We start from the raw sequence: 10,292 nt of genomic DNA, 5'->3' as shown, positions 1-10,292 counted from the left end.
ACCGCTACCAGGCCGCCCGCGCCAGCGTTGCCCTACCCGCCGAGCCCGCACCACGGCAGGAGAGCGGCGACCGGGAGGGCGAGCTGCAGGTGCGGCTGACCGCCCAGCGCATCCTGGCCGTCCACCTGCGCGACGACCGCCCCGCAGACCAGCGCTCCACCCTCCCGGCCGCGCCGATCTTCTGGGAGGGGATGAACCTGGACCTGACCGGCGCCACCCTCATCGACTTCGACCTGGCCGGCGGCCATGTCACCGACGCCGTCTTCGGCAAGACGACCTTCACCGGGTTTACCAGGTTCGACGCGGCGACCTTCACCGAGAAGGCTGAGTTCGGCGAGGCGACCTTCACCGGGGACGCCCGATTCAACGAGGCGACCTTCACCAAGAACGCCTGGTTCGTCAGGGCGACCTTCACCGGGGACGTCCGGTTCGACACGGCGACCTTCACCAAGAACGCCTGGTTCGCCGGGGCGACCTTCACCGGGGACGTCCGATTCAACGAGGCGACCTTCACCAAGAACGCCTGGTTCGTCGCGGCGACCTTCACCGGAAACGCCCGGTTCGACGGGGCAACCTTCGCCAAGACTCCCTCACTGGGCGAGGCGGTGGTGGTCGATCCTGCGACCGCTCATGTGTGGCCGGACGGGTGGCGGCTGGAGACGACACCGGAGGGAGCCGGCCGCCTGATCCGAGAGGAAACAGACGGCGACCCGGCCGAGGACGCCTGACCGCCGCGGTGGCAGGCTGGCGGCCTGTCCGGTCGTATACCGGACAGTGCTTCGATTCCGCCCGGTATAGATTCCGGCGGGCGACGCCCTGACCTGCGCAAACGTCCGAGGGTGCCTCGGGGTCGCCCGGACGGGCGGCGGCTTGTCCGATTCATCCCGGGTTTTCGGCCGATTATGCAGCCGGATTGCATGGTCATGCAGTCGGCGCGGCCCCTCCTCCGTGGCGGTTCGTATCAGCATGATTACTATGTGATGCGATCGACCGACGGCCCTCATCGCGGGGGAAAGCGGCCGCCCCCTCGCTCAGCGCCCGTCGTGGCCCGGCCACTTCGGAAAAGGCTGGCCGGCCCACGCGCCCGCGCGTGAGTGGGGGGTCCCGTAGCAGACGGCGGAAATCCAACGGATTCAGGTCTGACCTGCGGCTACTTGGGTTCCGGTGAGACGGGGAGCTCCGGGCCTCTGCGCCGACCTGCGTTGCCCGCTGTATGTACTGCGTTGCCCGCTGTATGTACGCGGCAAGAAGCTGACCGACCTGGGCGTGCAGTTCGAGACGCTGACGCTGGAGGAACGCGTCGACCGCATGACGACCAACCTCGGCCTGTTCCTCGACCGGGTCTTCAACGGTTAGGGAAACTGCGGGGGTGTGTGCGGCCCCGCCGGGAGGCTGGGGCCGCACCGCATTCGTCAGACGCGGGTCGAGGGGCTGTAGCCGTGGTAGCGGACGGTGTTGTTGAGGAACGCCCACACATGGGACCTGACCAGCGTGCCCACGGGGATGCTCGCGTAGCAGGTCGTCGAGTAGGTGTCCTTCGCCGTGCACGCGACGACCTGGACCCACTCGCCGCGGTAGTACTTCTCGATGCTGCCCCTGATGCGCCAGTTGCCGAGCTCGGTGAAGTCCTGGACCTTCAGGTACGTCTGCCCGCCGCTCGGGCCGAGGTGGGCCTCGCCGTACACGCTTCCGCCGCCCACGGTGACGGCGACCACGTAACCCATCGCGGCCGACGCCTGTGCCGGGGCGCTGGTCAGAGACAGGGCAAGGACAGGCGCCGCGAGGGCGGGAAGCAGTTTCTTGATCTTCATGAGGGAATCATCCAGGGATAACTGCCCGTATGTCCATAGGTGGGTGGTTAGTCCGTGGCGAGGTCCATCCTGAGGAACTCGGTGATGCGCATCAGCTTCGGCGGGCGGGGCACCTTCGGGGGGAGCGTGTCCGGGGTTGAGGAACAGCGGAACAGCCATTGGCGGTGAGAAAGATCTTGTTTCTCGTTGGGGCGCTGAGCTGGTCGAATCCGAAAGGACCAGGCACTCAGGGCCCACCGACGTGAGGACAGGGTCCCGGGAAACACCGCCCCGACGCCCGGCATGGCCTTCCGCGACCTGCGACGCGGCGGCTTACCGCCAATGGCTGTTCCGCTGTTCCTCGACCCCGGGCCTGGCGGCGACGTGGCGGCGGTGGATCTCGCGGATGTCGTAGCCGTTCAGGACATGGTCCAGCAGCGTCCCGCCATCGCCGGTCACGTCGACCCGATCCAGGTGAGAACGGCGACGGGGAGCAGAAGCAGCCACTGGGGGAGACGCAGTAGCCGCTGTGCGCCATCGAACGTCAAGGTGATCGCCAGGAACACCGCGGCGTAGGCGGCGAAGTGGGCTGCGAGCAGCAGTCCGGCCAGGCGGGTACCTTGCGGCTGGGCCAGCGCCAGATACAGGAGGGTGGCTGCCGCGAGAATCAAGTCGACGCTGACCAGGTGCCAGACCGCGTGCAGGGTGCGCTTGGGCACCTGGGCGAGTCCGGAGGCCAGCAGGGGCCGTATCGGATCGGCGTGTCCGGCCACGAGGTGTACGAGGGCCACACCGGCCGCGGTGAGGCCGGCGGCGAGGAGCGAGCCGTTCATCGGGCACTGATCCCGGTGGTGACGATCTCCGCCAGCTGAGCGGCCAGCTCCGGCGTGAGTGGTTCACCCATCAGGCCCACGTGGAAGAACACAGCGCCGGCCAGCGTGTCGAGGACCAGATCGACCTGCACGGCGCCGGAAATCTCGCCGCGCGAGGCGGCGCGGTCGAAGATCTCGACCATCCGTGCTCTGGCCGGAGCCAAGAAGCCCGACCGCAAGCGCGTTCGCAGGGCGAGATCGGCGGCGAAGTCGGCCAGCAGGCCGGGCAGCGTTGCCATTGCGGCGGGCGCGGCGAACTCGTCCAGCAGCGCCTGGGCGAGCTGGGTGACGTCGCCGGCGAGCGTGCCGGTGTCGGGAAGGGGGCCAGTGTCGACCGTGCTGAACAGCGCTTCGTAGACCAGTTCGGGTTTGCCGCGCCAACGTCGGTAGATGGCGTCCTTGCCCACCCCGGCGCGGGCGGCGATGCCGCTGATCGAGGTGCCGGCGTATCCCTGCTCCATGATCAGTTGTTCGGCGGCTCGCAAAATGGCCTCGTGTGTGCGCTGGTCACGCGGACGGCCTGGTGCGGATCGCGGCGTTGTCATGGTATTTACCTTACGGGAAGTCCCGTTTCGTATCAAGGGACTCGAGATCGCGGGATCCGGTCTCATCGACGAGGTGGCATTGGCCCACCGGAGCCGTCCTACGTCGATCGCCCACCGCATGACATGGCCCTCCGCTCCCGAACGTGTCCCCAGACCAAAGTGGGCCTTGATCGCACTGCGCCCCAACGAGAAACAAGATCTTTCTCACCGCCAATGGCTGTTCCGCTGTTCCTCAACCCCGTGGTAGTACTCGGCTACCCGAGTGAGGGTCTCGATCGGGTACTCATGGCGAATGCCCAGCGGTCGCCGGATGTCCTCGGCATGCACGATCGTCTCACCCAGCATCGCGATGACCGGGAGAGGCGGCTTGGTGGTGCTCGTGATGACGCGGCGGAACCTGTCATGCGTCTCGGCCGCGGTCGCGCCCAACTGCTTAGCCAGCCGCATGGCGACCTGCTTGTCGAAGTCGAACCGACAGCGGACCACCCCCGCCAGCCACCGCACACCATTAAGGCTCGCCCCTGCGGTGAGGTGCGCCAGCACCTCGCGCACCGTCAACCCGGCACACAACGACGGCGTCGCCCACTGCTCGTCGGTCAGATCCACCAGGTCGCCCGCCAGGGCCGCTCGCTCGGCATGCACCAGCGGCCAGAGGTCAGCCACGCGACTGCCCCGTGCTTTCGGCGCCGGATTGGGTCATGTCAGACGGCCTTTTCTCGTCAGTCACAGGAGTCCTTGCATCAGGTCGGTTAGGACGGTCGAAGGTGAAGACTTCCGCCAAGGGGCGAAATCGTCGCTCATGAGCGACGCTTCAAGCCAGTTTGCCGATCCACGCCCTTCTGGATCTGTTCACCCAGCATGATCCCAACGCCCGCGATCCCGCCCCTAATCGGCCTCCTGCTCCCGAACGTGTCCCTAGCCCCAAAGTAAGCCGATCCGCGCAGGTCAGCCGACTTCCGAGAAGATCGTGTTCTCGGAAGCGGGGACAGTCACGACTTCTGAGAAAACGCACGGCTGAGAAGCAAACCCCAGCTCGGCGCCTCCGCGAACAGGACCGCGTCGCTAGTTGACGGCTGAGGCCACCTTCGGGAGGAGGACGCCGGCGCGTGCGCGTTCCTGGTGGGCGTCGGCTTGAACCTGCGCGAGGCTCCGGCCACGCTCGGCGAGTTCGATCGTCGTATGGCGGCCGTGGCCGCCGCCGGCCGTCTCGTTGGCGGTCTGATCAACGCCGTTCCGGGCTCCGTAAGTGATCTTGTACGTTGGTGAGGGTGCTGGTGTGGCAGGGTTCGTAGGCGCTCGTGCTGGTCGTGTGCGGGTGTCTTGGGTGTAGATCGTTCGTCAGGGTGGTTCGTGGGCTGTTCCGGCTGGTGGTGGCCGGTGCGGTTCCTACGCTGGAGTGTCATGACGGATGAGGGGATGCTGGAGCGGATCGCCACGCGACGTGCCGAGCTGGACCTGCTGGAAGAGGAGTTGGTCAAGCAGCTGGCCGATGTGCGGGTCGAGTGTGATGAGCTGGTGGTGGCCGGGCGGGTCGTGCAGCGGATCAGCGAGCAGGGCTTCGGGGAGTACCTGTCGCTCGCGCCGCCGGCGCCGGAGGTCCAGGTGGGCGGCCGGTCGGTGCTGCTGATCCCGGCCCGCGCCGCCGGTATCGACCCCGACGTGCTGCCGCAGGACTATCAGCGGCTGGTGGCCATCGTGCGGGAGGCGGCCGGGCCGGTCACGGTCCGGGCCGTCGGCGAGGTGCTCGGCCTGCCGGTCGAGGTGCGGGGCAAGCTGGAGCCGCTGCGGGCGAAGCTGAACCGACCGGCCGACCATTTCCATAAACTATGAATATAAAAACGCTATGCTTCGAGCATGAGTCGTCAAGAGACCGCTCCTGGCGCGTCCGCCGCCATCGGGGCAGCCCTCTACGGCCTGGCCACCAGGGCCGCGAGACGCCTGCCCCGGGACATGAGCCTGACGTCCGCCGCCACCCTGGCCACCCTGGACCGGACCGGCCCGCGGCGCATCACCGATCTGGCCGCGGTCGAGGGCGTCACCCAGCCCGCGATGACCGCCCTGGTCCGGGTGATGGAGGAGTCCGGCCTGGTCGAGCGGCGGGGCGACGCGTCCGACAAGCGGGTCACGCTGGTGTGCCTGACCGAGGCCGGCGCCTCCTATGTCTGGACGCGGCGCCAGGCGGGCGTCCACGCGTTCGAGCGGTTGATCGGCGAGCTCACCGGCGACGAGGTCGAGGCGCTGGTGGCGGCCCTTCCGGCGCTGAAGCATCTGGCAGAGCTCGAAAGCCAGGACCGCGAAGGGCCGCAGCAGTGACCGGGCAGCCGGTCGGCGGGGTCGCGGTGAAGGCGTTCCCGGTGGCGCGTTCCGAGGCGCGGCTGCTGGTCCCCGCCCTGATGTTCATCGCTCTGGTCGTGGCGGCGGTCGCCAGCCTCGGGACGCCGCTCATCACCAGCGTGGCGACCTCGTTCCACGTCTCGCTCGGCAGCGCGCAGTGGACGCTGACCGTCGCGCTGCTCAGCGGCGCCGTCGCCACGCCGGTCCTGGGCCGGCTCGGAGCCGGCCCGTACCGGCGGGCCACGATCCTCGCCACGCTGGCGGTCGTCGTCGCCGGCAGCGCGCTCACCGTGCTGCCGCTGCCGTTCGCGTGGCTGCTGGCCGGCAGGGCGGCCCAGGGCGTCGGGCTCGGGCTGACGGCGCTGATGATGGGCGTGGCCCGGGACCACCTCCCCGAGGAGCGCAGCGCGGCCGTGATCGCCCTGATCTCGGTGGTCTCGATCATCGGGGCCGGCGTCGGCTACCCGCTGGCCGCACTGCTCGCCGAGCTCGGCGGGGTACGGGCCGCCTACGGCCTCGGCCTGGTCGTCACCGCCGCCGCCCTCCTGACCGCGTGGCGCTCCATGCCCGAAGCCCCCGAAGGCCGCTCCGCCCACGTGGACGTGGCAGGCGCGGTCGTCCTGGCCGCTGCGCTGCTCCTGGTGCTGTTCCTCGCCGGCGAACGGAATCTATGGAGCCGGCACCTCGCTGTGGCGGCGGGCCTCGCCGTCGTCGCGGTGGTGCTGCTCTGCGTCTGGGCCGTCATCGAGCTGCGCAGTACGACGCCCCTGGTCGATGTGCGGGCGGTGCGGCACCCGGCGGTCGCCGGGGCGAACCTCGCCATGTTCGTCGGCGGGATCGGCATGTACCTCCTGCTCACGCTCATCACCCGGTACGCGCAGACGCCGCACGGCGCCGGCTACGGCTTCGGGCTGACGACCTTCGTCGCCGGACTGGTCCTCATCCCGTTCTCGGTGCTGGGGTTCGTCGCCGGCAAGCTCACGCCCCGGGTCCGGACGCGGATCGCCGACCCCCTGCTCCTGGCCAGCAGCGCCGTCGTGGTCGGCGGCGGGTTCGCCCTGTTCGCGGCGGCCCGGTCGGACCTGGCCGAACTGTTCGCGGCGATGGGCGTGCTCGGCTTCGGCGTCGGCGGCTTCTCGGCCGCGATGCCCGGCGTCATCCTGGCCGTCACCCCCAAGAGCGAGACGTCGAGCGCCATGAGCTTCAACTACGTCGTCCGCAGCGTCGGGTACTCCCTGGGCAGCGCCATCGGTGGCCTGATCCTCGCCGCGGGCACCGGCCCCGGCCACCTCTTCCCCGACGACAGCGCCTACACCACCGCGGCGCTGGTCGGCATCGGCGCCATGGCGATCACGACGCTGACAAGCCTCGCTCTCGCCCGCCGACGCTCGTCCGAGACCAACCCGTAAGTCAGATGCACTCATCCCAACACTGGAGGTTCCATGCCCAAGGGCTACTGGGTCAGCGCCTACCGCACCATTTCAGACCCTGAGAAGCTGGCTGCTTACAACAAGCTGGCCGGTCCGGCCGTCGAGGCCGGGGGCGGTCGAATCCTCGCCCGTGGCAGTCGGGTCGTGGCGCATGACGCCGGAATCGCCGAGCGCACCGTCCTGATCGAGTTCGACAGCTTCGAGCAGGCCGTCGCGGCGCACGAGAGTGCGGCCTACCAGGAGGCGCTGGTCGCCCTCTCCGACGGCGTCGAGCGCGACTTCCGCATCGTCGAAGGCATCGACTGACCGAGGTCCAGTCGGGTCTTCACTGAAGATCCACCATCTTGGTTTTCGCTGATGCGGCTGCTGGTGTGGCGGGGTTCGTGGGTGCTCGTGCTGGTCGTGGGCGGCTGTCTTCGGTCTTGATCGTCTGTCAGCGGTCGAGTTCGAGGTTCGTCAGGACGAGCAGGGCGCGGAGCAGGTTGGTGGCGCGGGCGGGGCTCGTGCGGAGTTTGGTGAGGATGCGCCAGGTCTTCAGGTGCGCGAAGCCGTGCTCGACGGGGGCTCGGCCGGCGGCTTTCAGGTGCTCGACGATGTGGTCGTGGCGGGCGGCGGTGATGTCGTGGGTGCGCCCGGGCCTCGCGGCGGAGATCCAGATCAGGCGTCCGCGTTCGTCGGTGAGCGCGAGGAAGTGCAGGCCGTGGCGCTTGTGCTTCCCCGAATAGTTCTTGCGGTTGTCCTTGCCGGTGCGGCGGCGGGTGGGGATGAGGGTACCGTCGATCAGCACGGCCTCCCCGCCGCGTCTGGCGACCTTGGCCAGGGCGCGGTCCAGGCGCGGTGCCCCGGCCGCCAGCAGGCCGACGACCTCGTCGGTCCAGCGGCGGATCGTCGTGGCCGCGATGCCGTTACCGCCGGCCAGGTCGGCGGCGCGCTGGTCGTGGCGCAGCACGGCCAGGACGATCACGACGATCCGGCCCGCCGGCAGGGACCGCCACCGCGATCTGATCGCCTTCAGGTGCTTGCGCAGCAGGTCGGTGACGTATTGGACAGTTCTCGTGGACAGCGGCAGGGCGCACTGATAGACCAGGGAGACGGCGTCCCCGGCCTGCTGGTTCTTGTTCTTCACACAACTTCAACGAGCACCGGGGACGCCCCTTACGGCCGGCTCTGCCGCCTGCCCGGTTGGCCCGTGAGGAGGATTGGTACAGGAATTAGCGGTAGCGGACTGAGCCCAGTGTCGGTTCGGGGACGAGCCCGGTCAGGTCAGCTGGTCGGGCAGGAGGCCGGCCAGCGCGGTGCGCACGGCGGCCCGGCTCACCCCGTGGGTGCGTGCGAGGGCCGCGATGGAGGTTCCCTCCTCGCGGAACGCCGTCCGCACATCCTCGCGCCGGGCGCCGTCCAGCGCGGGAGGTCGGCCGCGGTAGCGCCCCTCGGCCTCGGCCGCGGCGACCCCCTCGGCGGTGAGTTCGTTCTGCAGGTCGCGCTGGAACTGGCCGACGGCGGTGAGCACGTTGATGATCAGCGCGGTGGTGGCGTCGTTCGCGGCGAGGTCGTGAAAGTTCGACAGGGGCCCGGACAGGACGCGCAGGGCGACGCCGCGCGCGGCGCACCAGTTGCGGACGTTGTGGTGATCGACGGCATTCCCTACGCCGAGCTGGTCGACCTCGGGGCCATCGCCAAATCGGAGGGCATCTCCTACGAGGAAGCCATCGACCGCTTCGGCTCACAGTCGTCCAACAGCCGGGTGATCGACAAACTTAATGCGGAGTTCCCTGACGAGATCTCCGGCGTCAGATACGTCGACGACCAGCGGGGGCTGCGCGTCGGCTTCAAGGGTCCCATCCCGACTCGCGCGATCGAGCTGGCCAGGACCCTCCCCATGGAGGTCACCCTGATCGGCGGCAAGGAGTTCTCGGCCTCGGAGCTCCGGCGGGCCCAGGACACGATCGTCTCCTGGCTCCGATCCCGTCCTGAGGTGGCCACGATGATGGCGCACTCAGATGAGGAGACCGGCCAAGTCAAGGTCACAGTTCAGTCGAAGGTGATGCCGGACGATGCCGAGGAGTTCAAGCGTGGGCTTCAGCTCCCGCAGTTGGACAATCTGCACATCACCGTCGAGGTCACGCTCTCCGCCGAATCGGTCGCCGTTCGGCCGCAGTGAGGGCCACCGAAGCGCCCTGCGCGCACATCGCCCGAACTCAAGCTTGAGCCTTCCCTCCGCTACCTGGCGGCTAATCGCATGTTGTGAGCAGGCGCCGACCTCAGAGCCTGAGTTGGCGAGGGCACTGGATGCCTATCCCCAGACCGGCCGGGGCTGGTGTCTGCTCATCGAGCGATCCGCCGCCGTTGTGATCGATGGATGCCGGGCTGATGAGCCAGCGGCAAGTCGCGGCACATCATGACCCGCAAGGTCAAAAACGACCGCCTGGCCGCCGCCGGCTACATCTGGGCCTTCGCCGCGCTACGGCCCTCACCGGGAGCTCGGGCGCACTACGACCGTCGCAAAACAGCCGACGACGCCCATACCGCAGCTCTACGGCACCTGTTCAACCGCCTGATCGGCTGCCTCTATCACTGCCTCCAAAAGCGCCGAACCTACGATGAATCCGTCGCGTTTCCATCTCGTCTCACAGCCGTGGCTTGACACCACAACGTGCTCGGATGTCTGGGGACATGCTCGGGGGCGGAGGGCCGTCATGCCCCGAGGACTGGTTCAGCACGGCGGTGGATCGGCTGACCGCCAAGCACCGGCGCCTGCCCGGCCCGCTGATCGAACATCAGTCTCGCCCCGGCGAGCCGCCCCCAGCGCGGCCGTTGTACCGACTGGCGGATTACCTTGAACAGCACGGCCGCCGCGAACGTGTCCTGTTGTGCCCGCCGACGGCCTTCTGGGAGGCGGCCTCCCGCCATGCCCTCACGCCGACAGACCTGGCCGCCCTGGCCAACGCAGCATCCAGCCGAGGCCGCTACCGGCACGCCGACCGCCTCACGCAACAGGCCGCCGATGCCGATGACTTCGGCGCGCTGCGGAAGCTGGCCGAGATGCGGGAGGAGGCGGGTGACCCGGACGGCGCCGAGCGCCTCGCCCGCCAGGCCGCCGACGCCGGCGATATTTATGCGCCAGGGAGGCTGGCCTGGCTGCGGGAGGAGGCAGGTGACCGGGAGGGTGCCGAGCGCCTTGCCCGTTTCGGTTTGACCCCGAAGGGGAGATCGAAGGCCCTAGGACCTGTTTTGTGGATCATCTGAGCCATAGCAGCAGGCAGGCGATGGTCACGGCCGATCGGTAGTGGGCGGCGAGCTTGTCGTAGCGGGTGGCGATGC

Annotated in this window: 15 protein-coding genes and 1 pseudogene; 9 read left to right on the top strand and 7 right to left on the bottom strand. The window is 68.8% G+C overall.

The annotated features are described in order from the left end of the window. Both ACZ6R6_RS48710 and ACZ6R6_RS48705 read left to right on the top strand, forming a co-directional pair. A partial coding sequence (locus ACZ6R6_RS48710) for a pentapeptide repeat-containing protein (RefSeq protein WP_470104293.1) occupies positions 1-728 on the top strand: 728 nt, incomplete at its 5' end. A 436-nt stretch (positions 729-1,164) separates the two neighbouring features. Next, the gene (locus ACZ6R6_RS48705) at positions 1,165-1,356 is read left to right on the top strand and encodes a hypothetical protein (protein WP_470104291.1); all 192 of its coding nucleotides are present in this window, start codon (positions 1,165-1,167) and stop codon (positions 1,354-1,356) included. A 56-nt stretch (positions 1,357-1,412) separates the two neighbouring features. Here the strand turns inward: ACZ6R6_RS48705 and ACZ6R6_RS48700 are convergent, their stop codons facing one another. From ACZ6R6_RS48700 to ACZ6R6_RS48680, 5 genes and pseudogenes are all read right to left on the bottom strand, one after another. Beyond that, on the bottom strand, positions 1,413-1,811 hold the full coding sequence (locus ACZ6R6_RS48700; protein WP_470104289.1) for a hypothetical protein: 399 nt from the start codon (positions 1,809-1,811) through the stop codon (positions 1,413-1,415). 312 nt (positions 1,812-2,123) lie between these two features. Then, positions 2,124-2,249, bottom strand: a complete 126-nt coding sequence (locus ACZ6R6_RS48695) for a hypothetical protein (protein WP_470104287.1) — start codon at positions 2,247-2,249, stop codon at positions 2,124-2,126. Continuing rightward, positions 2,246-2,623 (bottom strand): hypothetical protein, encoded by a 378-nt coding sequence (locus tag ACZ6R6_RS48690; protein WP_470104285.1) that lies wholly within the window; start codon positions 2,621-2,623, stop codon positions 2,246-2,248. The genes ACZ6R6_RS48695 and ACZ6R6_RS48690 overlap by 4 nt, the downstream gene beginning before the upstream one ends. Then, a complete protein-coding gene (locus tag ACZ6R6_RS48685) occupies positions 2,620-3,207 on the bottom strand; it encodes a TetR/AcrR family transcriptional regulator (RefSeq protein WP_470104284.1) in 588 nt (195 codons plus the stop codon). The genes ACZ6R6_RS48690 and ACZ6R6_RS48685 overlap by 4 nt, the downstream gene beginning before the upstream one ends. 228 nt (positions 3,208-3,435) lie before the next feature. Next, positions 3,436-3,870, bottom strand: a pseudogene (locus ACZ6R6_RS48680) (maleylpyruvate isomerase family mycothiol-dependent enzyme); the annotation flags it as partial. 738 nt (positions 3,871-4,608) lie between these two features. Here ACZ6R6_RS48680 and ACZ6R6_RS48675 point away from each other — a divergent pair. From ACZ6R6_RS48675 to ACZ6R6_RS48660, 4 genes are read left to right on the top strand one after another with little or no spacing between them, the layout of a single operon-like run. Then, complete coding sequence (locus tag ACZ6R6_RS48675; RefSeq protein WP_470104282.1) at positions 4,609-5,037, top strand: hypothetical protein; 429 nt, start codon at positions 4,609-4,611, stop codon at positions 5,035-5,037. 24 nt (positions 5,038-5,061) lie between these two features. Further along, a complete protein-coding gene (locus ACZ6R6_RS48670) occupies positions 5,062-5,520 on the top strand; it encodes a MarR family winged helix-turn-helix transcriptional regulator (protein ID WP_470104280.1) in 459 nt (152 codons plus the stop codon). After that, positions 5,517-6,950: an MFS transporter gene (locus ACZ6R6_RS48665; RefSeq protein WP_470104278.1), complete on the top strand. Its 1,434-nt coding sequence runs from the start codon at positions 5,517-5,519 to the stop codon at positions 6,948-6,950. Before ACZ6R6_RS48670 ends, ACZ6R6_RS48665 begins: the two co-directional genes overlap by 4 nt. A gap of 33 nt (positions 6,951-6,983) precedes the next feature. Further along, positions 6,984-7,277: a DUF1330 domain-containing protein gene (locus ACZ6R6_RS48660; protein WP_059130497.1), complete on the top strand. Its 294-nt coding sequence runs from the start codon at positions 6,984-6,986 to the stop codon at positions 7,275-7,277. Between the two features lie 127 nt (positions 7,278-7,404). Here ACZ6R6_RS48660 and ACZ6R6_RS48655 read toward each other — a convergent pair whose 3' ends face one another. Both ACZ6R6_RS48655 and ACZ6R6_RS48650 read right to left on the bottom strand, forming a co-directional pair. Next, positions 7,405-8,097: a transposase family protein gene (locus ACZ6R6_RS48655; RefSeq protein ID WP_470104276.1), complete on the bottom strand. Its 693-nt coding sequence runs from the start codon at positions 8,095-8,097 to the stop codon at positions 7,405-7,407. Between the two features lie 132 nt (positions 8,098-8,229). Next, on the bottom strand, positions 8,230-8,559 hold the full coding sequence (locus tag ACZ6R6_RS48650) for a hypothetical protein (RefSeq protein ID WP_470104295.1): 330 nt from the start codon (positions 8,557-8,559) through the stop codon (positions 8,230-8,232). Between ACZ6R6_RS48650 and ACZ6R6_RS48645 the strand changes: the two genes are divergently transcribed. The 3 genes from ACZ6R6_RS48645 (at position 8,524) to ACZ6R6_RS48635 (ending at position 10,217) form a co-directional block, all read left to right on the top strand. Continuing rightward, positions 8,524-9,132, top strand: coding sequence for a hypothetical protein (locus tag ACZ6R6_RS48645; RefSeq protein ID WP_470104274.1), 609 nt, complete (start codon positions 8,524-8,526; stop codon positions 9,130-9,132). The two genes, ACZ6R6_RS48650 and ACZ6R6_RS48645, sit on opposite strands and share 36 nt — an antisense overlap. A 237-nt stretch (positions 9,133-9,369) precedes the next feature. After that, positions 9,370-9,615, top strand: a complete 246-nt coding sequence (locus tag ACZ6R6_RS48640; RefSeq protein ID WP_470104272.1) for a hypothetical protein — start codon at positions 9,370-9,372, stop codon at positions 9,613-9,615. Between the two features lie 80 nt (positions 9,616-9,695). Further along, positions 9,696-10,217: a hypothetical protein gene (locus ACZ6R6_RS48635; RefSeq protein ID WP_470104270.1), complete on the top strand. Its 522-nt coding sequence runs from the start codon at positions 9,696-9,698 to the stop codon at positions 10,215-10,217. Positions 10,218-10,292 lie beyond the last annotated feature (75 nt).

The organism is Streptosporangium sp. NPDC048886 (assembly GCF_055586905.1).
Note: the sequence above shows the minus strand (reverse complement) of the source record. Positions and strands in the feature narration are given on the sequence as shown.